General features: G+C 66.1%; 15 protein-coding genes. 9 read left to right on the top strand and 6 right to left on the bottom strand.

The window, feature by feature from the left end; all coding sequences use genetic code 11:
• Positions 1-212: 212 nt before the first annotated feature.
• The 4 genes from AC07XB_RS19755 to AC07XB_RS19740 form a co-directional block, all read right to left on the bottom strand.
• The gene (locus tag AC07XB_RS19755) at positions 213-665 is read right to left on the bottom strand and encodes a hypothetical protein (protein ID WP_492829489.1); all 453 of its coding nucleotides are present in this window, start codon (positions 663-665) and stop codon (positions 213-215) included.
• On the bottom strand, positions 665-11,938 hold the full coding sequence (locus AC07XB_RS19750) for a hemagglutinin repeat-containing protein (RefSeq protein ID WP_492829487.1): 11,274 nt from the start codon (positions 11,936-11,938) through the stop codon (positions 665-667). Before AC07XB_RS19750 ends, AC07XB_RS19755 begins: the two co-directional genes overlap by 1 nt.
• Before the next feature lie 501 nt (positions 11,939-12,439).
• A complete protein-coding gene (locus tag AC07XB_RS19745; protein ID WP_492829486.1) occupies positions 12,440-13,702 on the bottom strand; it encodes a M20/M25/M40 family metallo-hydrolase in 1,263 nt (420 codons plus the stop codon).
• Between the two features lie 126 nt (positions 13,703-13,828).
• Positions 13,829-15,088: a M20/M25/M40 family metallo-hydrolase gene (locus tag AC07XB_RS19740; protein WP_492829485.1), complete on the bottom strand. Its 1,260-nt coding sequence runs from the start codon at positions 15,086-15,088 to the stop codon at positions 13,829-13,831.
• Between the two features lie 122 nt (positions 15,089-15,210).
• Between AC07XB_RS19740 and AC07XB_RS19735 the strand changes: the two genes are divergently transcribed.
• Positions 15,211-16,314 (top strand): GlxA family transcriptional regulator, encoded by a 1,104-nt coding sequence (locus tag AC07XB_RS19735; RefSeq protein WP_492829483.1) that lies wholly within the window; start codon positions 15,211-15,213, stop codon positions 16,312-16,314.
• 80 nt (positions 16,315-16,394) lie between these two features.
• On the opposite strand, the gene AC07XB_RS19730 is transcribed toward AC07XB_RS19735, so the two are convergent.
• Positions 16,395-17,126 carry a BON domain-containing protein gene (locus AC07XB_RS19730; protein ID WP_183032701.1) on the bottom strand — a complete coding sequence of 244 codons (732 nt, stop codon included), beginning with the start codon at positions 17,124-17,126 and terminating at the stop codon, positions 16,395-16,397.
• Between the two features lie 207 nt (positions 17,127-17,333).
• Positions 17,334-17,759, bottom strand: coding sequence for an OsmC family protein (locus tag AC07XB_RS19725; protein WP_150988105.1), 426 nt, complete (start codon positions 17,757-17,759; stop codon positions 17,334-17,336).
• 437 nt (positions 17,760-18,196) lie between these two features.
• Here AC07XB_RS19725 and AC07XB_RS19720 point away from each other — a divergent pair, with 437 nt between their 5' ends.
• The 8 genes from AC07XB_RS19720 (at position 18,197) to AC07XB_RS19685 (ending at position 25,550) form a co-directional block, all read left to right on the top strand.
• Entirely contained in the window at positions 18,197-19,282 is a 1,086-nt protein-coding gene (locus AC07XB_RS19720) for a calcium:cation antiporter (protein WP_492387135.1), read from the top strand.
• A 130-nt stretch (positions 19,283-19,412) separates the two neighbouring features.
• Positions 19,413-20,696, top strand: a complete 1,284-nt coding sequence (locus AC07XB_RS19715) for an FAD-dependent oxidoreductase (protein ID WP_492829481.1) — start codon at positions 19,413-19,415, stop codon at positions 20,694-20,696.
• A gap of 69 nt (positions 20,697-20,765) precedes the next feature.
• On the top strand, positions 20,766-21,689 hold the full coding sequence (locus AC07XB_RS19710) for a LysR family transcriptional regulator (RefSeq protein WP_174428014.1): 924 nt from the start codon (positions 20,766-20,768) through the stop codon (positions 21,687-21,689).
• A 177-nt stretch (positions 21,690-21,866) separates the two neighbouring features.
• Complete coding sequence (gene hpxZ / locus AC07XB_RS19705; RefSeq protein WP_492829479.1) at positions 21,867-22,244, top strand: oxalurate catabolism protein HpxZ; 378 nt, start codon at positions 21,867-21,869, stop codon at positions 22,242-22,244.
• Positions 22,245-22,401: 157 nt separating this feature from the next.
• Positions 22,402-23,475 carry a porin gene (locus AC07XB_RS19700; protein ID WP_492372096.1) on the top strand — a complete coding sequence of 358 codons (1,074 nt, stop codon included), beginning with the start codon at positions 22,402-22,404 and terminating at the stop codon, positions 23,473-23,475.
• Between the two features lie 190 nt (positions 23,476-23,665).
• The gene (locus AC07XB_RS19695) at positions 23,666-24,346 is read left to right on the top strand and encodes a uracil-DNA glycosylase family protein (protein WP_492829477.1); all 681 of its coding nucleotides are present in this window, start codon (positions 23,666-23,668) and stop codon (positions 24,344-24,346) included.
• A 223-nt stretch (positions 24,347-24,569) separates the two neighbouring features.
• Positions 24,570-25,127: a nucleotidyltransferase domain-containing protein gene (locus AC07XB_RS19690; RefSeq protein ID WP_492372094.1), complete on the top strand. Its 558-nt coding sequence runs from the start codon at positions 24,570-24,572 to the stop codon at positions 25,125-25,127.
• A gap of 144 nt (positions 25,128-25,271) precedes the next feature.
• On the top strand, positions 25,272-25,550 hold the full coding sequence (locus AC07XB_RS19685) for a hypothetical protein (RefSeq protein WP_492372093.1): 279 nt from the start codon (positions 25,272-25,274) through the stop codon (positions 25,548-25,550).
• Positions 25,551-25,787: the final 237 nt, after the last annotated feature.

Genomic DNA, 25,787 nt, shown 5'->3' with positions numbered 1-25,787 from the left:
CCAATAAAATCAAGCAACTCTTTTCTTTGCATTGCGTGGCCAAAATACCTGAGATTAATAGATCCCCTCGCAAACAGCGCTGTCCATTTAGCACCCTCGATAGCTACCATTTTTTCTTATTTAACAATATACTCCGCCATCCAGAAATATCCGGATGCCCGGAATACCTGACTAATATTGCACAGCCAACGTTAACTGGACTCACGCAGCTATTATTTCGAAAACACTGCTTTCAAATGCTCGGCCAACTCACGTAGATCCGCATAAGCCAACGGCCCGAAGTCTGGATAGTTTTCCTCTACGTATTGCTCCGGTGTAATTCCGATATCTCGCGCCATTTCCGACACATCTATAATGAGTTTTGGGCAAATCATCCAATTTGTGGTGCCCGGAAAAAAGTCCCGGGAATGACCCACAATTACCCACTTGACATTCCCCTCAAATGTATCCACACCCAATCTGATTTTTGATATTGTCTCAGAGTTCTCAACTACAAATCTAAAACTAGTAAAAGGCGGAACTTTCGATCTATCCTCGCTTATTGGATCTTGGCCTTTAAATTTGAAAGTTGGATATCTAGACTCAAATCTTTGCCAGGCGAGCGGACCAAGCTTTTCAATAAAATCAAGTAACTCCCGCCCTTGCTTTGTATCATCGGTTTCCATTATTGCAGTCCTATTAATTTTTTAGAAATTGTTATTCCATCTGGATTCATCTTTCTCATATGTTGCCCCCAGTCCCCCAATGGAATTGCTTCTTTCGAAATACGAGGATCATACACATAGCGGCCATCAGTATAGATCTGATGATAGGATAGTCCGTCTAAGTTATTTCCGTTCTCAAATATATTTAAGTTATGAGGTTTACTTGACCGAACCTCCAATATTTCACCTTTCCCGCCAGCGGCGTCAAGCAGACGCGACGCAATCTCTGAACAATCAGTGCAACGCGTATTCGCTACCATATCCCGCATTTGTGCTGTACCCATTGCATCAAGCACAGACTGGTTCGGCGGGAAACTTGGATTTGGCGGACGAACGGGGCGACTCATGCCGGGAAGAGTGACTTCACCAGTGATCCCCACGCCCTTTCCGAGGGTTGCCGCCTTTGCGGCCTCCTCCGCCGCCGTTGTCGCTGTCTTGACTACGCCGGCAGCGCCACCGAACGGCAAATACGTAACCAACTCACCACCGATTCGCCCAATTTCCTTGGCGTCTCCCTTCTCGTAGGCCGACGCCAGTCTCTCCCTCTGCTCAGCCGTAGCACTAGCTATCAACGCCTCCCAGGCTGTCGGATTCGCCAGAAGCCGACCCAATCCATCGATCGTGCCTCGCAACTCTTCACCCGCCTTCTGGTCACCCATCCCTGAGGCCACGACGGTGCCCGCCAGCTTTGCCATGTCAGCAAGTCCCTGGGCAATTGCATGCCCGGCGCCGGTAGCGGTGCCGACAAGGCGATCGACCTTCGACATCGTTCCCGCCGCCTGCGCCTCTGTGTTCATGGCAAGCAGAATGTAGTCGACCGGGCTCACGCCGAATGCACCGAAGGTGTCGTCCCGCTTACGAAGGATCTCGGCCTGGGCGGAGCGAACTTCCTGTTGCAATCCTGTGCAAATCGCGCTGCTGCTCCCCGCGCAGGCTGACAGAGCTGCATCACGTTGCTTGTCAAGTGCAACGAGCCGATCGCGCTCCCGGCAAGCTTCTGCGTTACCGCTTGCCGTGCAGGATTGATTTGCCTTCGTGAAATCAAGTATCTCTTGGTGCTTCAGATAGTTGTTTTCCGTGGCAACCTTGCCAACGCTACCGCCCACAGCCAAGTCAGAGCCGGATCCACCGGCAGCACCGCCTGCTAGGCCGCCAACGATCATGCCTGCAAGCTGCACCAGCGCCTTTCTGTCTTCTACGCTGACGCCTTCCATACCAAGCAGTTGAGCGCCGAATGACTCCACTGCCAGCTTGGCGGCGGCCCCGCCTGCTGCGCCAGCCGCAAAGTTTCCGCCGATCGCCATTGACATGAGACCGCCCAGAAGGCCGTGCACAGCCACCTTGGTCGCCGTGGGCTGGCCCTGGAGAAGGTCTCCTGCTTTGTCATAAACCATCGGCGCCAACTGCTGCACCAATTCGGTCCGGACCTTGTTCTCCTCCTGCTGCTCCTTCACCTTCTTCGCATCAAAGATCTTATCGAGAGCCTGGTTAGCGCCATCCGTATCCCGATTCAAGCTGGCAAGCACTTCTTCCACCGTCTTGCCAGTCTTCTCCTTCTGTGCCTCGGCATTGGTGATGGTCACCGTGCCATTGGCAATGGCGCTCCTGGTAGTGCCGGCGGCACTGCCTTCTATGGGCTTTTGCGCATTGCCTGCTGCTGTGGCTGCCAGGGAGTTGACACCGTTCTGCAGCAGGTTCCCGTTGCCCCATTCGGTGTGCGCCTTGACCAGGGTGTCACCGTCTTTGACGTCGGGCATGCTCTTGCCGGCGGTGAAGCTGCCGGCAATGGTCGACGAACTACTGCTGTACTCCGCCTTGTTCTCAATATCGCTAGTGGTCAGCGTGCCGGTGGTGAGGCTGTTCTTGCCAGCGTCAGCGGTGCTGGCCAGCACCGCGCCCTTCAGGTCCGTGTTCTGCTTGACGTTGACCTGGAAGCCGCCATTGCCCGCGTAGATGCCGCTTTGCTCCCTGACCGAGTTGTAGGTGCTGTCGGTGTTGCCGCTCGACACACTGACGCTGCCGCTGACCGTGGTGCCGTAGCAGATCGGGGGCACGCACAGGCTGGCCTGGAAGCCGGATGACGATTCGCGGCTGTGGTAGTTGTCGGTGTCTTGCCGGCTTTCTACATTGAGGTTGCGCCCCACGTCTGCCCGCACGGTGTCGCCGGTGACTTGCGCGCCCTTGAGGTTGGTGTCGCGCCCGCTGGTGATGGTGAGCTGGTCGCTGGCGCTGACATGGCTGTTGTGGTTGGTGACGGAGTCGCCGTCGCCCTTGGCCTTGTTCTGGCTGGCGGCGAGTTCAAGCGTGAAGCCGTTTTGCTGTCCGCCGAGTGCGAGGCCCACGCCGATGCTGGCGTTGCTGCCTCCGCTCTTGCTGCTTTGGCTGGCGGTGTCTTGCGCGCTTTCCAGGTTGACGTCGCGGGCGGCGCTGAGGGTGACGGACTTGCCGTCGATCTGTACGCCGCGCCCGGTGATGTCGCCGTCGGTGGCGTAGCCGTTGGCGTCCTTGCCGCCGGAGCCGGCGGCGACGACGGTGACGGCGTTGCCGGCCTTGACGGTGGTGCCTTGGTTGGCGCTGGCCTGGCTGCGGGATTCGGACTCGGAGCTGCCGCCGCCGATGCTGACGGTGGCTTTGATCAGCGCGGTGCCGCCGGTGCCGCCGCTGGCGAGGTCCCGGACGGTGCTGACGCCGTTGGCGACCGCGAGCGCGGCCTGCGCCGCGTAGAGCCCGCGCAGGCGGTCGTTCTTGCTGTCTTCCATGCCGCGGGCGGCGTTCTCGATGGTTTGCGCGGCGGTTACCGCGTAGCCGGACAGGGCGAGCGTGACGCCGTACTGGCTGGTTTTGTCGACCTGGTGGCTGTTTGCGGTGTCCTTGCCGGGGTCAAGCACCACGTTCTTGCCGATCAGCGTGACGTCTTTCCCGGCGGCGATGTCGGCGCCGCGTGCGGTGAGGTCGTCCTTGGCGCTGATGGTGACGCTGCCATTCTGGCTGACCACCTGGCTGCGGATGGTGTTTTCGGTGGTCTGCGCCGTGTCCAGGTGGTGGGACTCGGTGCGGATGCCGACGGTGCCGGTGTAGCCGGTGCCACCCAGGTCGCCGATCTGGCGGCTGCTGCTGTCGCTGCGCTTGGTCTTGCTGTCCTGGCCGGAGAGGATGTCGACCTTGCCTTGCAGCGCGGCTAGCGTGAGGTCGCCTTCGGCGGACAGGCCGCTGCCGGCGATGGTGATGTCGCCGCTGCGGGCCTTGACGGCGACGGTATTGCCGGTGACCACCGTGGCGTTTTGCCGGGCGGCGCTGGCGTCGCCGCTGGCGCTGGCTTTCTGGTTGCCGTACGGCAGCATGGAGACGCCGCCGTTGTTGGGGCCGCCGCCGACAAAGCGGCCGACATCGCCAAGCGAGAGCGCGGCGGTGCTCAGGCTCCAGCCGCTGCTGCTGGAGCTGGTGGCTTCGCGGTAGCTGTCGGTGGAGGCTTGCAGCAGGACGTCGCGCTGGGCGTCGAGGATGGCGGCAGCGCCGGCGCTGACGGTGCTGCCGGCGATCAGGATATTGCCGTCGGTGGCTTTGCCGTTGGCGTCCTTGTCGCCGTTGCCGGTGGCGCGCAGGCGGATATCGCCGGCGCCGGTGAGCTGGCTGCCGCGCTGAGAGATCGATTCGGTCTCCACCTGGCTGCTGCTGCGGTTGCTGCCAAAGGTGATGCCCACCTGCGGCGCGGTGAAGGCGGCGGCGCCGAGTTCATTGAGCGTTTGCTTGGCGCGGGTGACGGTGCTGGGGTTGCGCTGGATGTCCTGGAGGTTGCGCGCCGTGTCGAGCGGCGTGCCGGTGAGCGCCATGGACAGGCCGCTGGAGCGGCTGCTCTGGCTGCTTTCCTGGGTGATGTGGTCCACGCCAGCCAGCACGGCGATGTTCTGCGCCTGGATGTCGATATGGCCGGCAGTGGTGTTGCCTTCCTTGCGCCCGGCGATCAGGTCGCTGCCGAGGATAGTGGCATCGCGCCCGGCGCTGATGGTGACATTGCCGTTGGTGGCGCCCACCGTGCTGCGCGCATCGCTCTGGGTGACGGCAAGTGCGTGGCCGGCGCTGTTGGCCTGGTTGCTGCCTGCCGAGACGCCGATGCCGCCCTTGCCGGCAAAGGCGGAGAGGCCGGAGGATTTCTGCTCGTGCGCGTAGCTTTCTTCGCGGGTGTTCTGGCCGGCGGTGATCAGCACGTTGCCTTTGGTGGCGGCCAGGGCTACGCCGTCGGTGGCGGCGATGCCGCTCTGGCGCACGGTGAGGTCGTTGCCGGCGGTCACGCGCACGGTGTCGCCGCTGACCAGGCTCCCTACGCCAAGGTCGGCATGGCTGCTGGTCTGGTCGTGGCTGGAGCTGCGCGAGAGCAGTCCGCTGCTTCTGCTGCGGCCATCGTAGCTGGCGTCGTGCACTTCCCGGGCTTCGCCGATGGTGATGTCCTGGGTGGCGACGATGCTGACGCCGGAGCCGCTCACGCCGGGCTTGCCGGCGCTGACTTCCGAGCCGGTCAGCGTGACGCTGCCCTTGCCCGTGCCTGTGACCGGCGCGGCGGCGGTGATGCCGTTGGCTTCCAGCAGGCCGGCTGCCAGCGTTGTTTGCCCGGCTGCCAGGGTGGCGCTGGTGCCGCCTTGCACGGTGCTGCCGCGCACGGTTTCGTCGTAGGCGGACTGCGTGTAGGACGCGCCCTTGCCGCCCAGCGAGCCTTCGCTGTGGGCGGTGGTGTCCTTGAGCGCCGTGACGGTGAGATCCCGCCCGGCGATCAGGGAGACATCGCCGCCCGCCCCCACCTTGGACCCCGCCAGCGCGGCGTCGCGCCCGGCCACCGCCACCACATTGCCGCCTGCCTGCACCGTGCTGCCGGCCACCGTGCTGGTCTTGTCGTGGGCATAGCTCTGGCCGCCGCGCGAGACAGCGTCCTGCGTGGTGCCGAGGGTGACCGCGCCAATGGTGAGGTCACGCCCGGCGCCGATCAGTGCGCCCTTGCCGGCTTCGAGCACGGCGCCGCTGAGGGTGACGTCGCGCCCGGCCAGCACCACGGCGTTGCCGGTTGCCGAAATCGCCGCCACCGCGGCCACGCCCGTGGCGCCCGTGCTGTAGCCGTTGGGCCCGATCGTGCGGACTTCCGTGACGGTCTGCGTTTCGTTGACCACATCGCGCCCGGCTTGCACCAGGACGTCCTGGCCGCCGATGCGCCCGCCCAGGTTGCGTACGTCCTGCAGGGCCTGGACCACGGTGGTGCCGGTGGTGTCGCCAATGGCGCCGCGGTTGACGATGTTGTTGCCAAGCACCTGCGTGGCGACGTCGCCAACGATGCGCCCGCTGTTGTTGACGTTGCCGGTGGCATTGAGCGCGACGCTGTTGCCGGTGACGAGCGCGCCGGTGCTGTTGAGGTCGACGGCGTTGGACTGCGCCAGGTAGACCTTGGGCACCAGCACCGATTGATGCGTGCCGTCGGGCAGCGTCACCTCTTGCGCTACCAGCCAGACCATGTCGGTGGTGAGCTGGCGCATCTGGTCATCGGACAGGCCTACGCCGGGGGACAGGCCGAAGGCTTTGGCGTAGGTCACGCCGCTGTTCATCAGGGCCTGGTATTCCTTCAGCTGGTCGGTGTAGCCGGCCAGGAAGGTACGGCCGGTTAGTGCCGTGACCTGGTCGCGGACGAGCTTTTCTTCATAGAAGCCGTCGCCGAGGCGCTTTTGCACCTGCTGCGGGTCCAGGCCGAGGGCGCCCAGCATGTAGTCGCTGGAGAGGAAGGTCTTGTACTGGGTGAAGCGTGAGTCGGTCTCGATCAGGTAGGGCGTGGCCGGGGCCGGGCGCAGCGTGAACAGGCCGTTGACGGGCAGCGTCAGGTTGGGGATGCCGCCGGCGGCGGTGCCGAGCGTCTGCGGGCGGTTGGTGGTGCCGGTGGCGGCCGCGACGGGGCCGGCGCCGAGCGTTGGCGCGGCGCCGGCCGTGCCCGCGAGGCTGTCAAGCTGCGTGCCCGAGGCGCTGCCGCCGGCCACGCCGCTGCCAGTGACAGTCTGGCCGACGCGGTTGACGGAGCCGACGGTGATGTCCTGCGCGGTGGTCTGCACCGCCTGGTTGGCGGTGGCAAGGGCCGGCAGCGCGGCTACCGTGGTGGGCGCCTGGGGCGTGGTCGGATACGGCACCGTTTGCTCATCGCTGTTGCCGCCGGATTTCTGGTGCCAGTAGAACGTGGAGGTGTCGGTGGTGCTGACCGTCTGCTGGAGCACCGTGCCGACGTCCTGTACCCCGCCGCCGGCGGCGCGCCGGGACAGGTTGCCGCCGGCGGCCATGATGGACGACTGATTCAGGATGCTGCCACCGTCGCTGTTGATGCGGATCGAGCCCTGGGCCTGGACCTTGGCTGCCGCGGTGGCGCTGACCAGGCGGTCGGTGGCGACGGTGGTGACGGTGGTGCGGGAAGTCTCGCTGTAGTCGTGAACGTCCGGGCCGAGGTCGTAGCGCACGCGCACCTGGTCCGGGCGGAGGTGCTTGGCAGGGTCCCAGTCAGGCCAGAAGGTGATCCTGTAGGTGGTGCCGGTATCCTGGATGTCCTGGTAGTACTGGGTGGGGTTGGTGGCAAACGGGCGCCCGCCCGGACCGTCTCCGCCGGTGCAGCCGTTGTCGTTGCAGATCGGGCCGAAGTAGCCGCCGTATGTCTCAAAGGGCGGCTCCGTGAAGGAAAGCGTCTTGGCCGTGGTATTGAGATTGACCACCTTGGACTTTGGCACTTCGAGCGTGACCGGGGCGCGCAGCGCGTTGACCATGTCCCCGCTGATGCTTGCCGCCGTAGTGCGCCAGGCCCATCCGGGGAACGTGGCACTTAAGTGACCATTGGTTTCTCCGTCACCCAGCCCGGCGAGCCAGAGCGAGAGCGTCTGCGTCGTCGTGGTCTGCGGCGTGCCCGCCTCCGTCACGATGCTGGTACGCGTGTTGTTGACCGTGCGCGCGGCGATGTCGATATCGCCGTCTGCCTCGATCGTTGCCGAGCGGTTGTTGAGCACGCCAACCTGGTTGGCCAGCATGCCGGTGCCCGGGTCGCGCGTGCCGTCGCGGGCGATCTGCAGGTTGCCGGCGCTGTAGATCAGCGCGCCGTCCAGGTTGGAGACGGCGTTTGACGCATGGATCTTGAGGTCCTGCGCGGCGGCGATGACGGCGGCCGGGCCGGTATTGCTCACGTCCGCTGCCTGCACTTGCACGGTGTTGCCGATCACGGCGCCGGTGTTGGCCAGTGCGCCGCTGATGGTGTTGACGGCATTGCCTTCGATGCGTCCGGCGTTGGTGATGGTGCCGTCGGCCTGGACGGTGGTGGCCTGCGAGTTGATGCCGGCGCCGGCGGCATTGTTCACATTGGCGCCACGCACGGCCAGGCTGCCGCCGGCCGCCAGCGTGCCGGTGTTGGTGACCGCGCCGCTGGCACGCAGTTGCAGGTCGCCGTCGGCGCGCAGCTTGTTGGCGGCGTCGTTGAGATAGTCGCCCGCTACGTTGAGCGTCAGGTTGCGCCCCGCCGTCATCTCGCCGCTGCCGCTGACGGTGCCGGCGCGGCTGGATACGCCCACGTCCTGGTTGGCGCGTACCGCGCCGCCCTGGTTTGTCATGGATGCGACGGTGAGCTGCACGTCGGTGCCGCCAAGCACGTTGCCGCCTTCATTGGCAAGCGTGGTGCTGGCCTGGTTGAGGGTCAGGCCCTTGGCGCCGTAGATCCTGCCGCTGCGATTGTCCACGCTGCGGGTCACGCCCAGCGTGAGCGCGCCGGCCGCGGCGATCTGCGCGCCGCTTGCGTTGGCAAGATCGGTGGCGGCGAGGGTCACGTCGCCGTTGCCGCCGAGCGTGCCGCTGGTGTTGTCCAGCGCGCCGGCGGCGGTGATGGTGGTGGCGCCGTCGCCCGCGTTGGCAAGCCGCCCGCCGCGGTTGTCAATGCCGGATGCGGAGACGGTGGCCTTGCCGTGCGCGCCGTTGGCGGTGAGCGTGCCGGCGGCGTTGCTCAGTGTGCCAGCGGCTGCGACCGACAAATCGCCGCTGGTCTGCGCCGTGCCGCCGGTGTTGTCCACCTGGCCCTGGCTGCTGAGCGACAGGCCGGACTGGCCGTAGAGCGTGCCCTGGCGGTTGACCAGGTCCGCGCCCGTGGTGACACTGGCGGCGCCTTGCGCGGACAGGTTGCCCCGGGTGTTGTCCAGCGAGGCCGCCTGCACGGCGAGTGCGCCGTTGCTCTGGATGGCGCCGGCTGTATTGCCCAGCGCGCCCCGGCTCGTCAGCGCCAGGGCGCCGTCTCCGGCGTGCGCGATGCGCCCGCCGTCATTGGCCAGCGACTGCGCGTCCACCGTCAGGTTCTTGCCGTTGGTGGCCAGCGTGCCCGCGGTGTTGTCGAAGGCGCCACCCGCGTTGATGACCGTATTGGCCTTGCCGAACTGGTTGATGGCGCCGCCGTTGTTGGACAAATTGCCTGTGGTGCGGATGCCGGCCTGATCGCCTTCGATGCGGCCGGCGGCGTTGTCCAGCGACGCCGCCGACAGGTCGACGACACCACCGGACAGAGTGCCCTGGCGATTGCTGGCCGCGCCCGACACAGTGGCCGTGAGCGCTTCGCCCGCCGTGATGCTGCCCTGGCCGTTGTCCAGCGACTGTGCATCCAGGCTGGCATCGCCCTTGGCGGTGATCTGTGCATGATTGGCCAGCGTGGCGGCTGCCAGCTCCACCTTGCCGTTGCCGCCGATCCGGCCCGCATTGGCGTTGACCAAGGCTTGCTGCGCCTGGACCCGGGTCAAGCCATCGCCCGCATTGACGATGCGCCCGGCGGTGTTGTCCACGCTCGCGGCGGCAAGTGACATTGCGCTGTGCGTGCCGGCGGTTTCGATCCGGCCGGCCGCGTTGGTCACCGCGCCGGCGGCCCGCAGGTCCAGCGCGCCGTTGGTCTGGATGGTGCCCGCGGCATTGCCCAGCGCGCCACGGCTGGTCACGGCCAGCGTGCCGTCGCCCGCGTGCGCAACGCGGCCGCTGTCGTTGGACAGCGACTGCGCATCCACGGTCAGGTTCTTGCCGTTGGTGGCCAGCGTGCCCGAGGTGTTGTCCAGGACGCCACCCGCGCTGATGCGGGTGTCTGCCTTGCCGAACTGGTTGATGGCGCCGCCCCGGTTGGCCAGATCGCCCGCCGTGCGCACGCCAACCAGGTCGCCTTCGATGCGGCCCGTGGCGTTGTCGAGCGAGCCGGCCGTCAGATTGAGCGTGGCGCCTGACATCGTGCCCTGGCGATTGCTGGCCGCGCCCGCCACGGTGGCCGTGAGCGCATCACCGGCCGTCACACTGCCCCGGTTGTTGTCCAGCGACTTGGCGTCCAGGCTGGCGTTGGCCCGCGCGTTGATCTCGCCGGCATTGGCCAGCGCGCCGGCCTTCAGCCGCACATCGCCGTTTCCGCCGATCACGCCGCCCTTGGCGCCGCTGGCCGTGGTGCCGGCGGCATTGGCCAGCGTGCCTGTTGTGGTGACCGCCAGGCCGCCGGCGCCCAGCGAGGCCAGGCGGCCCGCGCTGTTGTCCAGCGAGCCGGCGTTGACGGCGAGCGCGCCGCCCGCCTGCAACTCACCTTGCTGATTGTTAACGGCGCCGGCCGATTGCAGCGTGGCTGCGCCTTGCGCCAGCATCCGCCCGCCCTGGTTGGAGACGCTGCCGGCCGTGATGGTGGTGCCACCCTGGCTGGTCAACTGTCCCCGGTCGTTGACGAGCGCCCCGCTGGCATTGGCGCTTAGCGCCCCGCCCGCCTGGCTGCTGGCGCCGCTGAGGTTGATGTCGCCCGCGCTGGCGGCGAGGCTGAGGTTGCCCAGCGCCGCGTTCTGGCTGCCGGCGAGCTGCAGCGCCGTGCCCTGCAGGCTGGCATTGCCGCCCGCGAGGTGCTTGCCGCTGGCCGACAGCGTGCCGGCCGCCACCACGCTCAGGTCCGCCTGCTGGCCGATCGCGCCGTCGCCATTGACGCCCGCGCCCAACGTGCCGCTGGAGACCACGCTGCCCGCGTTGACGCGCAAGCCCTGCTGCGCCGCCAGCGTGCCGCTGTTGCCGAGCGCGCCCGCGGTATCGAGCGAGACCGCCTGCGCGCCATAGATGGTGCCGCTGTTCTCCACGCCTTCGCGCGCGGCGATGGCGAGGTTGCCGCTGGCGCTGGTCTTGCCGGCGAGTTCCAGCCGGCCCTGCGCGCTGAGCGTCAGGTCGCCGGCCTGCGCGGCCAGCACGCCGCGGTGGCTCACACCCACGCCAGCCTCGGTGCCGACCAGCAGGATCTTGTTGGCATACATGCCGCCTAGCTGGCTGACATCGATGCCGATGCCCGGCGCGGGACCGGTCCCGGCGATGGGCGTGGCGGCCAGCGTGGCGCGGTCTACCTGGCTGGCGCCGGCGATGACGTTGAGGTTGTTGGCATAGATGGCCGCATTGGCGGTGACGCTGCGGGCGATCAGGTCGACCTGGTCGACGTTGCCGGCGTTCAGCCCGGTGCCCTGCACCGAGATCTGCCCGCCGGTGACGCGGAAGGCGTCGAGGCTGCCGGTGCCGCCGTACACGGGCACGCCGGTGGTCAGTGTGGCGCGGCTGGTGTTGATGAAGCCACCACCGTCCACCATGATGCCGTTGGGGTTGGCCACCACCACTTCAGCCCGGGCGCCGGCCACTTCCAGGTAGCCGCGCAACTGGCTGGGCAGCGCGCTGGTGACCTGGTTGACGATGATGCGCGCGTTCTGGCCCGGCAGCAGGTTGGGGTTGCCGTTGACGAAACCGGCTTGCTGGGTCGAGACGATGGTGGGCGAGTTGTTGAGGATCGCGCCGCCCTTGGGCACGTCGAACTGGGTGTAGGCGTTGGTGGACACGCCCGCGCCCGAGGGCCGCGTGATGTTGACTTGCGCCAGGCCGTTGCTGGTCTGGATCACGCCGGGGCGGTTGGCGCCGGCATTGGGGTCCGCCACGATCTGGGCCGTGGCCGGGGCAGCCAGCCCAAGCAGGGCAACCGAGGCCAACGAGGCAGTTGAGGCAAACGAGGCAAAGCGCGCGCGCGGCATGGCTGGCAGCGCGGCCGCCATCGATGCCAGCGATGCGCCAGGCGCCGGGCCTTGCCCTGCGCGGCGGCGGCGCCGTTGCGCGCGTGCGCCGCCTTGCTGTCCTGTTCCGATGCTGGCGGCCGATTCTTCAACGGCGACCAGCATCGCGCGATGCCTGCTGTAGACCAGGCGGAAACTGCCCTTGTTCATAATTGGATAGACCCTGGATTAGCGGTGCTTTTCTGATGACTGGCACCCTTGCCGGAATGACTGGCGACAACCGTCACCCTCTTTGAATGTGTGGACAATATTTAATGATGACGGCAATGCGGTCAATCGGACACGTACGAATAGAGGGGTATTGCGAGCGCACAAGAGCGGGCATTGCACACCGCTGCTCACCGCCAATCGGCGGCTGCAAGCGGCATTGCGGGAGATTTCGCAGCGCAGGGCGCGCTTTGACCTACTGAAGGGGGATTGAAAAGCAGACGCGCGGCGTGTTATTAGCGCCGGGATAAAAGGCAACGCCCAGGATTAGGACTAGGATTAGGACTAGGATTAAGACATTCCTAATCCTAGTCCTAGGCGCCTTAATCAATAGGAATTATCAGAACAGATACATTTCACTAAGAACGGAATTCAGACTATCTCCGACTACCTCCATTAACGGCAGATGTCCGCGATCCTTTAGCGCGCAAGCCGGGCGCGGCTTCAGCTACGCCCGATTTCCTGCAGGATGCGCGTGAGCAGGTACAGGCGCGGCACGATGGAATCGATCTCGATGTACTCATCGCGCGCGTGGTATCCGAAGCCCGCCAGGCCGAAGCTCTCCACGACCACCGCCTTGCCGGAGCGCCCGGCGAAGCCCGCATCGGTGGCGCCGCCGGTGCCTTCGGCCAGTGCCAGCTGGCGGCCGTCGAGCTCGGCGTAGATGGCTTGCGCGCGCTGCGCCAGTTCGCGGCCGCGCGCGTTGGCGACAAACGGCGGCCGGCCGGTTTCCATGGTCACGGTGGTTTGCGTGTCGGGGACGAGCTTGCCTTCGTCCACCTTCTTTTGCAGCGCGGCCTGCAGCTTGCCGGCGCCGTCCTTGACCGTGGTGCGCACGTCGCCGATGGCAGTGGCGTGCTCGGGGATCTGGTTGCGGACCTCGCCGGCCTGCGCGGTGGTCCAGTTGAGCTGGGTGCCCGGCACGGATTTGGCCACGTCGCGCGTTTGCTGCAGCTGGTAGGCCAGCTCGATCAGCGCATTGCGGCCCAACTCCGGCGCGGCGCCGGCGTGCGAGGCGCGCCCCTTTACTTCCATGACGGCGGTTGCCGTGCCGCTGGCGCCCATCAGCAGGGCCTCGGTCTTGACCACGGCCTTGGCTGCGGTCGGCTCGAACGACAGCACGACGTCGTGCTGGTCGGCCAGTTTGGCGATGGTCTCGCCGGAGCCGATGGAGCCGACTTCCTCGTCGGGGTTGAAGAGCACGGTCAGCTCGGCATAGTCGTTCCAGCCGGCCGCCTTGAGGATGGCCAGTGCATGCAGGATCACCGCGATGCCGCCTTTGTCGTCGGCGATGCCGGGGCCGTACAGGCGGTTGCCGTCCTGCTTGATGGGCTGCGTTGCCAGTATGTTGGCCGGATAGACCGTATCCATATGCGCGATCAGCATGATGCGGCGCTTGCCCGTGCCGGTCAGCGTGCCTTTGACCATGATGCCCGGGCCCTTGGTGACCGCGATGCGCTCGGTGCGGGCGCCCAGCGCCGCCAGCCGGCCTTCGGTGTAGCTGGCCATCTGCGCCAGGCCCGCCGCGTTGGCGCTGCCCGACTCGATCGACACCATCTCCTTGAGCGACTGGATCACCGCGGGCTCTGCGGTGCGGGCTGCGGCCAGCAATTGGGCGTCGGCGGCGTGGGCGGCGTAGGCGCCGCCGGTGGCAAGGATCAGGGTGGCGATGGCCGCCTGGGTCAGCCGGCGCAGGGAGGGATGCATGGTGTCTCCTGTGGAGGATTGGATCGTTGTGAAGGCAGGCCGGGCGGCCTGCCGGGCGATGCTAGCGCGGGCGCGGGCGGCTGCGCAAGGGCGCTGCCGCCCGCGCCGGAGCGCCTTAGTTGCGCCTTAGTTGCGCCCGATTTCCTGCAGGATGCGCGACATCAGGTAGAGCCGCGGCACGATCGAGTCGATCTCGATGTATTCGTCGCGGGCGTGGTATCCGAATCCCGCCAGGCCGAAGCTCTCCAGCACCGTGGCCTTGCCCGAGCGCACGGCGAAGCCGGCGTCGGTGCCGCCCCCGGTCTGCGGCACCAGCGTCAGCTCGCGGTCGATCTCCTTGTAGATCGCCTGGGCTTTTGCCGCCAGCGCGCGGCTGCGCGCGTCGCTCACGTAGGGTGGACGCCCGGAGATGACTTTGACCGTGGTTTCGGTGTCGGGAACCAGCTTGCTTGCGCTGACCTTGGCTTGCAGCGCGGCCTGCAGCTTGTCCTGCGCATCGGGCCGGGTCAGGCGCACGTCGCCCACGGCGCTGGCCTTTTCGGTGATCTGGTTCAGCGGGCCGTTGGTGTTGGCCTGGGTCCAGATCAGCGCGGCGCCCGGCACGTCCTTGGCCACTTCGCGCGTTTGCAGCATCTGGTACGAGAGTTCATAGAGCGCGTTGCGGCCCAGCTCCGGCGCGGCGCCCGCATGCGCGGCGCGGCCCTTCACATCCAGCGTGGCCGTGGCGACACCAGCCGCGGCCAGCAGCAGCGGCTGGCCTTTCATGACCACCGAGCCCGCGGACGGCTCGCAGGACAGCACCACGTCGTGCTGCTCCGCGAGCTTGGCAATGGTGTCGCCGGAACCCAGCGAGCCCACTTCCTCATCCGGGTTGAACAGCACGGTGATCTGCGCATAGTCCTTCCACCCGGCTGCCTGCAGGATGGCCAGCGTATGCAGGATGACCGCGATGCCGCCCTTGTCGTCGGCGATGCCGGGCCCGTACAGGCGGTTGCCGTCCAGCTTGATCGGCTGGGTGGCCAGCGTGTTGGGGCCGTAGACCGTGTCCATATGCGCGATCAGCATGATGCGGCGCTTGCCGGTGCCGGTGAGCGTGCCCTTGACCATGGTGCCGGGGCCTTGCGTCACGGCGATGCGCTCGGTGGTCGCGCCCAGCGCCTTGAGGCGTGCTTCCGTGAAGCTGGCCATTTGCGCCAGGCCGGCCGCATTGGTGCTGCCGGACTCGATCGACACCATGTCCTTGAGCGACTGGATCAACGCGGGCTCGGCCGCGCGGGCGGCGTCCAGCAATTGCGTGTCCGCGGCGCGTGCGCTGCCGGCTGCCCCGAAGGCCAGCGCGAGCGCTGCTACAGCGGTATGGGTGAGTCGGCGCAGGGATGGCTGCATGAAGTCTCCTGTTGCTTGCTTCGTTATTGTGGTTAGGGCGGTGGTTCGCCGAGCGACGATGCTAGCCCTTGCGGGCGCGCCAAGGTAGGATCAATCCCGCCAATTGGAATGCCGATCCCGCCATGCCTCCCTCTTCTGCCACTACCGCCCTGCCCGAGCCGCCCTCCGCCAGGCGCCCCGTGCCGCTGCACGTGCGTTTGCTGTGGTTGCCCGAGGCCATGCCCGGCATGCTGTTCGGCGCGCTGGATGTACTGCGCGCCGCGGCCGGGGTGGCCCGGCTGCAACGCCCGGATGCGGACCGCGACCTGAGTTGGACCGTGATTGGCCCGTCAGGCCGCGCGCTGGCCCTGCCCGCCCTGGGGCTGGAGCCCGCGCGGCGGCGGCGCGCCACGCAAGACGGCAATGCGCTGGTGGTGGTGCCGGGCGTGCTTGCGCGCAATGCGCCGCACCTGGGCGAGATCCTGGGCGGCGCCGGCCAGGCGCTGCGCTTGCTGGAGCGGCACGCGCAGGCGGGCGGATGGATCGCGGCGGGTGCGAGCGGCATCGCCTTTCCCGCGGAGCTGGGCCTGCTGGATGGCGCGCGCATGGGCGCGCCGTGGACCTTCCAGAGCTGGATGAGCCAGCGCTATCCGCGCTGCGATTTTTCCGCGAGCGAGCCGATGGGCTTGCACCAGCGCGTGTTTGGCTGCGTGGCGCCGGCGCTGCAGACGGAGTTCATGCTGCGCGTGCTGGGGCACCTGCATGACCCGGACCTGGCGCAGACCTGTTCGCGCATGCTGCTGTACCAGGCCGAGCGCCAGCAGCTCACGCCGGAGCTGGTGTCGCAACGCTGGCTCAGCAAGACCGCCGACAGCCCCGTCTACCGTGCCATGCGCTGGCTGCAGGCCAACGTGGATACGCCGTACCGGCTGGCGCTGGTGGCCCAGGCGGCGGCCGTGAGCGAGCGGACCTTGCTGCGGCATTTCCGGCAGGTCAGTGGCATGACGCCGCTGGAATACCTGCACGGGCTGCGCGTGGAGCGTGCCAAGACCCTGCTGGAAGTGACCCTGCATGGCTCGCAGGCGGTGGCCGAAGCCTGCGGCTACAGTGATGCGGCGGCGTTCAGGCGGCTGTTCCAGCGGGCAACGGGGATGTCGATGTCGAGCTACCGGGCGCGCTTTGCGCTGCGCTCGCAGCGGCGCTACTGGCGCGTGGAGGACATGCCGCGCCCGGCGGGCACGGCATGATCCGATCCGGCGATTGAATCTGTGAACCTGCGAACTTTCGAACCTGCAAACCCGCGACGTGCTGTTGGCAGTAGTGGCGCTTAGTTGCTCAGCACGATGCGGTTGACCACGTCCTCGACACCATGCACGTACCAGGCATCGCGCTCCGCCTGGCGTTTGCCGGCCTCGGTGGTGGCGTAGCCTTCGAGCGTGACGACGCGGTCCTTGGTCTGCACGCGGATGCGGTCAGCATCGACGAACTGGTCGGTCTCCAGCACCAGCTTCAGCGCTTCCGTGACTTCGTCGTCGCGGTCGGCTTCGGCCGGGGCCACCACCAGCTCGTTGACCACGCAGCGGCAACCTCGCGACCACCACGCCAGCACACCGGCCAGGCGCATGTGCGACAGGCTGATCACGTGGCCGCGCAGGGTCACCACGCCGTCGACGACTTCGATGGCGATCTCTCCGCTGGACTCGCCAACGGCTTCGCGCACGGGTTCGATCCTCCCCTTGGCATGCGCGCAGATGCGGCAATTGCGAAAATCGATCGCCTGCAGCAACCGTACGCAGATGGCATTGCGCAGTTCGCCGTCGCCAACCGCCGCGCCGCCATCGGCAACGCGCAGGTGATCGATCACGGCGGACACACCGTCGACACGGCGTACCGACGCGGCAACGCGGCTCTTGTCGACAATATCGGGGACTTCGCCTTCGAGAATCAGCGCGCCGTCGCTCAGGCGCAGGTGGATGGTGGGATGGATGGGATGGCTGTGGAAAGGCACGTGGGCGATGGCCGCCCTAGCCTGAGTCAGGACTGCTTCACTGCTATGCATGATGTCTGCCTTATCTTGGAAGGTCTGGATATAGGAGACGCGTTCAGTCCATTGAACGCCCGCGCGGTCCCGCGCCAGGTGCGGCGCGGGACGGCGAATCTTCATTATAGGTAGCCAGGATGGCCACGCCCGACCTATTGGGCTGCTGGCCTGCTGGCCTGTTGAGATATTGACCGGACACCGGGCCTGGCACCCGCCGTGGCCGGATCAGGTTTCCACCTTGGCATCCATGGTGATCTCCGCCTTTAGCAGCTTGGACACCGGGCAGCCGGCTTTGGCCCCTTGCAGGCATTGCTCTACCGCCGCCTTGTCGGCCCCCGGGACGCGCACCGTCACGTCCAGGTGCACGGCGGTGATGGTGAAGCCGGCGCCGTCCTTGTCGAGCGTGACCGTGGCCTTGGTGGCAATGCTCTCGGCGACCATCTTGGCCTCGCCCAGGATCAGGGACAGCGCCATGGAGAAGCATCCCGCATGGGCCGCCCCGATGAGCTCCTCTGGGTTGGTGCCGGGGCCGCCTTCGAAGCGCGCCTTGAAACCGTAGGGCGCATCCTTGAGCACGCCGCTCTCTGCCGAGATGCTGCCCTGGCCGTCCTTGATGCCGCCTTGCCATTTAGCCGATCCGTACTTTTTCATGAGCGTTCTCCATCGTCGAGGGGGGAAAGGCGCGGCATTCGCCGCACCGGTAATGGGACGCTTGCGGCGCGTCCGGAAACGCTTGTGCTGCCATGGTGCGACGCTAGAATGGCCGGCCGGGTTCACGACTTGTGGCGCCCAGGGGTTCCGGACCACAGGACAAAACCGCCAAATCCCCGCCAAATCCAGCAAATAAACCTTCAATTCCTTTTAATTTAAGCGAATTTCAGGGAACTGAATCCCTGATGCGATTGCCTTACATGCGCGCTGCCGCCCGAGCGGATCGCTGCCGCCCCAAGCTGAACCACAATAGGACGCCAAGGGGAAAACGGCCAGCAAGCCCACTAAGGACGGCACTTTCTCGTCAGCCCGGACGCGCCTCATTAATCACAAAAAAGCTGAATCCACACATTTCATCAACAAGAAAGGGAGATCGGATGCCATTGACGTCGAATAAATTGCCTGCCTGGACCTTGTGGCTGCCGCTGGCAGCCTGGGGCATCCTCGGGGCGGGCATGGCCGCGCCCGGTCAGGCGCTGCTGCTGGTGTTGGCCGGCCTGGCGCTCGCGGGCTCGGTATTTGCAGCGGTGCACCATGCCGAGGTGGTCGCGCATAAAGTGGGCGAGCCCTTTGGCACGCTGGTACTGGCGATTGCCGTGACCGTGATCGAAGTGGCGCTGATCGTCTCGGTGATGCTGTCCGCCGGCCCCGAGAAGGCCGGGCTGGCGCGCGATACCGTGTTTGCCGCGGCCATGCTGGTGTGCAACGGCATCGTGGGGATCTGCCTGTTGGTGGGTGGCCTGCGCCATCGCGAGCAGGCTTTCCAGGCGCCGGGCGCCACCGCCGCGCTGGCTGTGCTGGCCGCGCTTGCCGTGCTCACCATGGTGTTGCCCAACTACACCAGCGCAATCCCCGGGCCAATGCTGTCGCAGTCGCAGCTGGCCTTTGCGGGCATTGCCTCGCTGGTGCTCTATGGCAGCTTTGTCTTTGTGCAGACCGTGCGCCATCGGGACTACTTCCTGGTGGAAGGCACCTCCGACGAAAGCGTGCACGCCCCGCCCCCGCCCACGAAGATCGCGCTCGCCAGCGGCGGCATGCTGCTGGTGTGCCTGGTGGCGGTGGTCGGCCTGGCCAAGCTGCTCTCACCCACGGTGGAAGCGGCGGTAGCAAGTGCCGGCGCCCCGCCGGCCGTGGTTGGCATCGTGATTGCCGCGCTGGTGCTGCTGCCCGAGGGGCTGGCCGCACTGCGCGCCGCGCGCGCCGACCGCCTGCAGACCAGCATGAACCTGGCGCTGGGCTCAGCGCTGGCCAGCATCGGGCTGACCATTCCCACCGTGGCCGCGGTATTTATCGCGGTTGGCAAGCCGCTGACGCTGGGCCTGGGCCCGACGGAAACCGTGCTGCTTGCGCTGACCTTGCTGGTCAGCACGCTCACGCTGCACTCGGGCCGCACCACCATGCTGCAAGGCGTGGTGCACCTGGTCATCCTGGCGGCGTACCTGTTCTTGTCGGTCGTGCCTTAAGCCGGGCACAGTCTCGGCGGGGGCGGCTTCTGGCTGATGGCTTCTCCCCGCCGAGCGCACACAATGCGCGCTCGCCATGAGACCAAATCGGTGCTGGTTGCGTGCAGTCCTTTTGCGCAAACTGGCGCCCATGACGCTTATGACGCCCAGGATCCCCACCAAACGCATTGTCATCGTCGGCGCCGGCGTGGCCGGCAGCATCATGGCCCGCGCGCTGGCCATGCAAGCCGGGCTGGAAGTCACCTGCCTGGAGCAGGTTGCACCGGATGACCAGGCAAGTGCCGGGCTGGTGATCGGCCCCAACGCCATCAAGGCCTTGCACATGCGCGACCCGCTGCTGGCCAGCGCCATTGGCGAGGCCGGCCTGCCCTGGGATCACTGGCGTGTGTCGCTGTGCAGCGGCGAGGTGCTGCTGGACCTGCCGCTCACACGCGTGGCGGACCATGGCGGCGTGCGCATCCTGCGCGCCACGCTGTACCGCGTGCTGCGCCAGGCCGCCGGCAACACCGTGCGTTACCGTTGCAAGCTGCTGGCGTGCGGCGCCAGCCCGCAGGATCCGGCACGCAGCTACGTCGTCTGGGAACAGCATGGCCAACAACACCGGCTTGACGACATCGACCTGCTGATCGCGGCCGATGGCCGTGACTCGCCGATCCGAAGCGCGTTTGACAGCCAGCCCCGGATGCACCAGCTTGGTGCCCTGCTGTTCCGCCTCCTGGTGCCGGACGCCGGCGCCGGCCGGATCGACGATTACGAACAATGGTGCAACGGCCCTAACCGCCTGCTGGCCTTCCGCTTGCCGGACGGGCGGATCAATATCGCCGGCAGCCTGCCGCTGGCCCCCGGCGAAAAGACGCAAAAGACGCCTCACGCGGGCATCGGCCCGCAGGCGCTACGCGCCGCCTACACGCCCGCACACGCCAGGCCGGGGCCGCAGGCTGGCTGGCTGATCGATACGCTTTGCGCCAATGTGGATGCCATCTGCTGGTACCGCATGCAGGCGTGCGGCATCCGCTTTGCCGAGCCGCATGCGCAGGTGATGTACCTGGGCGACAGCGCCCACGCCATGGCGCCACCGCTTGGCCAGGGCGTGGCGCAGGCCATCGAGGATGCCTGCAGCGCCGCCGAGTTGATCGCCACTTCGCTGGCCGGGGGCGAGACCAGCCCGCGCGCCTGGCTGGCGACGTTTGAAGCGGCCCGGCTTGAACGCTTGCGCTTTGTGATGTCGGTGGCCCCGCACGCTGCCGGCCTCATGCTGGGCGATGCCACGGAGCAGGACCGGGCGTCGGCGCTGGGCGCGCTGCGCCAGCTCTACTGCCAGGTCGCGTTGCCCTGCCATGGCGGCGGCTCCGTCGCTGGCGCTGGCTTTGGCCATGGCGTTGGCCCTGTCACAGGGACCGGGCTGCCCGCGTAGCGTCGGCGCGTGCACGATCCTTGCTAGTAAGAGCGGATCGTTCTCACTAGCGCCCGAGCGCACGCCGCCATGCTCCACCCGCCCCGCCTTTATCTCTATCTTGACGCCGTGGCCCGCGTTGGGTCGATCCGCAAGGCCGCCGAACAACTCCACGTCGCCTCCACCGCGCTCAACCGGAAGATCCTGGAGGTGGAGCAGGATATCGGCACGGCGTTGTTCGAGCGCCTGCCCCGCGGCGTGCGGCTGACCGCGGCTGGCGAGGTGTTGATCGCCACCGTGCGCCGCAGCCTCGCGGATCTGGATTCGGCCGCCGCGCAGATGGAGCAGCTGCGCGGGCTGGTGCGGGGCACCGTACGCATGGCGACGGTCGAGTCCGTCGCCACCGATTTCCTGCCTGAAGTCATTGGCCGCTACCAGTCCACCCACCGCGGCGTGCAGTTTCGCGTAGCGGTAGGCAACTCCGGCGACCTGCTGGCCGCGCTCAAGGAAGACGAGGCCGACCTGCTGCTGGCGCATGACCCGCCCCCGACAACCTTCCTGCACGAACTGGCGGTGTCCGCGCAGCCCTTCTGCGCAATGATGCGCCCGGACCATCCGCTGGCGAGCCGGCGCACGTTGCGTTTATCCGATTGCCAGCCCTATCCCGTGGCCCTCGGGCCAGAGAGCTTTGGCAGCCGGCGGCTGATCGAGGCGATCTGCGCGCGCAACCGCTTGTCGCTGCGGGTGATGCTGGAAGCCACCACGGTGGAGATGCTGAAGAGCTTTGCGCGCCAGACCGGCGCGATCTGTTTCCAGTTCCAGGCCGGCACGCTGCGCGAGACGCGCCAGGGCACGCTGATTGCCGTGCCCCTGTCCGACCCCGAGCTGTGCGGCGGGCGGCTGGTGCTGGGCGCGCGCAAGGGCCGCAGCCTGCCGCCCGCGGCGGCGGCGTTTGCCGAGCATCTGAAGGCCGCGCTGACCGGCCTGCACCAGCCATTGGCCGAGGCCGCCTGATGCGTGGCCGGGGCTTGCACGGCGAGCCGGCACATGCAACAGCGAGTGCACACAAATTGCGTGCGCCATGAGAAGAAATAAGTGCTGGTTGTATGCAATCGAATTGCCGCAAACTGCATCCATCGCAGTCATGCCAGGCAGCATTACCGGGCCGCTCCGGATACCCACGAAAGCAAGATGAGAATCAACGATCCCGCCATCCTCGCCGAGGTGGAAGCCGCCTTCGACGCCTATGAACGGGCGCTGGTGGGCAACGACGTCGCCGAGCTCGGCCGGCTGTTCTGGGAAAGCCCGCACACGCTGCGCTACGGCGCGGGCGAAAACCTCTACGGCATCGAGGCCATCCGCGCGTTCCGCGCGGCGCGCCCGGCAAACGGCCTCGCCCGCGAGATCACCGAGCGCAGCGTCACCACCTTCGGCGACGATTTCGCCGTCGCGAATATCGCCTTTCGCCGCACCGGCGAGCCGCGCCTGGGCCGCCAGAGCCAGAGCTGGGTGCGGCTGCCCGAAGGCTGGCAGGTGGTGGCCGCGCACGTGAGCTGGCAGCAAGCATGAGCCAGCGGCGCTAGCGTACCGGCGCCATCCCGCGCCAGCCATTTCAGGAGCACGCGCTTTTAGATAGCCGGGGCTTGCCCCCGGAGGGGTGTTGTCGTGCCCAGTGAATGCGACAGAGCCAGCAACGAGAGAAAACGGGTCAACCACGGAGGTCTTTATGCAACACAATTTCAAGCCGGTCGTGAAACTGGCAGTCATGGCAGCAGCCTTGATCTGCGGCAACGCCATGGCGCAATCCAGCGTCACGCTTTACGGGATGGTTGACGCTTATGTCGGCGCCACCAAGGCCGGCGGTGCGGACCGCGCCTACGGCGTCAACAGCGGCGGCATGCAAACCTCGTACTTCGGCATCAAGGGCACCGAGGATCTTGGCACCGGCCTGAAGGCGATCTTCGACCTGAACGGCTTCCTGCGCCCGGACACCGGCAAGCAAGGACGCTTCGACGGCGATGCGCTGTTTACCCGCAACGCCTTTGTCGGCCTGCAGAGCGCAACGCTTGGCACGGTGAAGCTCGGGCGCAACACCACGCCCTACTTCATCTCGACCATCCTGTTCAACCCGTTGGTGGACTCCTACGTGTTCTCGCCGGCGATCTTCCACACCTACTTCTCGGCCAGCAATGGCCGCGTCTATGACCCGGGCATCATCGGCGACTCGGGCTGGAGCAACTCGCTGGTGTACTCCACGCCGAACTTTAGCGGCCTGACCGCCAACGCGATCTACTCCTTCGGCGAGCAGGCAGGCAGCGTCGGCAAGAACAAGTGGGGCGGCAACGTGCTCTACTTCAACGGCAACTTCGGCGCCACCGTAGCGTTCCAGCAGGTCAAGTTCAACAGCACCCCGGGCGATGTGACCGCGCCCACGGCGCTGGCCGGCTTCGACAAGCAGAACGCCGTGCAGGTCGGCGTGAGCTACGACTTCAAGGTGGTCAAGCTGTTCGCACAGGGCCAGTACATCAAGAGCGACGTCAACAACGCCACGGGCGACATCAAGCACACCAACGGCCAGGTTGGCGCTTCGATCCCGGTGGGCAACGGCAGCGTGCTGGTTTCCTATGCGTACGACAAGACCAAGAACAGTGTCGCGGACTTCAAGCGCAACACGGCCGGCCTCGCTTACGACTACAACCTGTCCAAGCGCACCGACGTGTATGCCGCGTACTTCTACGACAAGCTGAGCGACCAGTCGCACGGCGACAGCTTTGGCGTGGGCATGCGTCACCGCTTCTGATTGGAAGCGCCACGCGGGTGGGCCGTGCTTCGGCGCGGCCCGCTTGCGCAATCTGGAAAGGCTCCGTGGCCGCCCGGCCACCTTTTGTGGTCATTGCACCCCCTTGCGCACCTGCCTTGTTTGGCAAACCTCGCCGAACTGCATACACTGGGCGCCATCGGCACGACTATCCCGTTCACGTTTGCCGGACATGAAGCGCGTCCTTCCCGGAACTCCCGGAACTCCCGTCACTCCCGTAGCGTCCGTCGCTGCCTGCGCCGCAAGCGATGAGGGCAAGACCGACCTCGACACCCTGCTGACCGAGGTACGCGCCTGCCGCCTGTGCGAAGCGCACCTCCCGCTTGGTCCCCGCCCGGTGGTACAAGCAGCCGCCAGCGCCCGCATCCTGATTGTCGGCCAGGCGCCAGGCACACGCGTGCATGCCAGCGGCATTCCCTGGGACGATCCCAGCGGTGACCGGCTGCGCGAGTGGATGGGCGTGGATAAGACGGTGTTCTACGATGCCGCGCGCATTGCCATCATCCCGATGGGCCTGTGCTATCCGGGCCGTGGCGCCAGCGGCGACCTGCCGCCGCGCAAGGAATGCGCGCCGTTGTGGATGGATGCGCTGCTGGCACGCCTGCCGGAGATCGAGCTGACCTTGCTGGTCGGGCAGTATGCGCAGCGGCGTTTCCTGGGAGCGGCGGCGCGCGGTGGCGTGACGCCTACCGTGGCGGGCTTTGGCGCGCATGGGCCGCGCTTTATTCCGCTGCCGCACCCATCGCCGCGCAACCAGGGCTGGTTCAAGCACAACGACTGGTTTGCGCGGGACTTGCTGCCGGTGCTGCGCCGGCGCGTGGAGGCCGTTCTATTGGCACCACCCGCTGGCTGACGCGAGCTTGGCCCGGGCCCCGGCGAGTTGCGCCTCGGCCATCCAGAGCTCTTGGTCGATGCCGCGCGAGACTTCGGTAAGCACATCAGCGGTGTCGGCATCGCCAGGCTCGTCGGCTGACTACTCTATTTAATCCCCAAAATGGGGACATAAATCCCTCTATTGAGGATTCACCAAATAATCTCTATAATAAGGACACTTGTCCCTATTTAGAGGATTCACCGTGAGCCTTGCCGACTTTCTCTTCACACCGGGCTTGCAGCGAGTGCTCGGAGCCACACTGCTGCAGCCTGACCGCAGTTTTACGCTACAGGAACTGCTGCATCTGGCAGACAGTGGGCGCGGAAGCGCTCAAAAACAGGTGGACCGCCTAGTCGCCGCCGGCGTACTTCGGGAAGACGCCCGACGAGGCCGGCAACGAAGCATCCGGGCGAATACCGAATTCACCCTCTATCCAGAATTGCTTAGTATCGCGCGCAAATCATTTGCCGTTGTGGAGCCGCTGAAAGAAGCCCTCGCGCCTTTTGCCGACCACATCACCTCAGCGTTCGTGTTTGGCTCCGTGGCCAAGCGCACCGACGGTGGCCAGAGCGATATCGATCTGATTGTTGTCGGCAGCATCCCTCTGCTCGAGCTATCCGAGGCCTTGCACAAGGCCGAACAAGGTCTGCTGCGCCCCGTCAACTTCTCTTTGTACGAGCCTGCTGAATGGGCCGCTCTGTTAGAGTCTGACCCCATCATGGCCCAGATTGCACAAGGCCCTACGCTGAGGGTACTGTGATGCCGCGCGCAGCTGAATACGAAAACCTTATCGAGACGAAAGCCTTTGAGGCGGTCGCCCCAACGCCTGGCGCTATCGCAGGCTTCCTGCGTAATGCAGCGGACTATAGGTCCACACCCTGGCCGACATCTGCAGGTGTTTACTTTGGCCTACGAAGGCTATTTCCAGGTAGTCCAGGCCGTACTGGAGTTCTATGAGGTACGCACCAAAGAATCCGGCCGTAACCTAGCCATCCAGCGTGTGTCCACCTCGCTGGGCGTGGACTCCCAAGAATTTGCCTTCATCACGAAGGCCCACGAGCGTCGCAACGGTACCTCGTACGTTTCACCGTTTCCCCCGGTATCGAAGGCTGAGGCCGCCACCATGCTGAGCATCTTGGCTAAGTACCTTCCCGTTGCGCATACACTGGCCGGTACGCCGTGAGGCCCTAATTTGCGGAGCAGTTTTTCGCTGAGAGACAAAGTGAAAAATCCTTCGCCAACCCCAGTCGCATGGCTGGGTTTTGGCCGTCCTCACACTACAGAGCACGACGACGCAGATCCCGCTTTGTCAGCAAAAAAACTGCGCCACATGGGCGCAGTTTCAGATTGCTGACGAACCCCACATTTTTCGGAGTGTGGGGTTTTTTGTTTGCGACGGTGCTGGCGTCAGGCCAAGTCG

The organism is Cupriavidus sp. GW821-FHT02F09 (assembly GCF_059421605.1).
The sequence above is the reverse complement of the archived record's forward strand: the minus strand, read 5'-3'. Positions and strand labels throughout refer to the sequence as shown.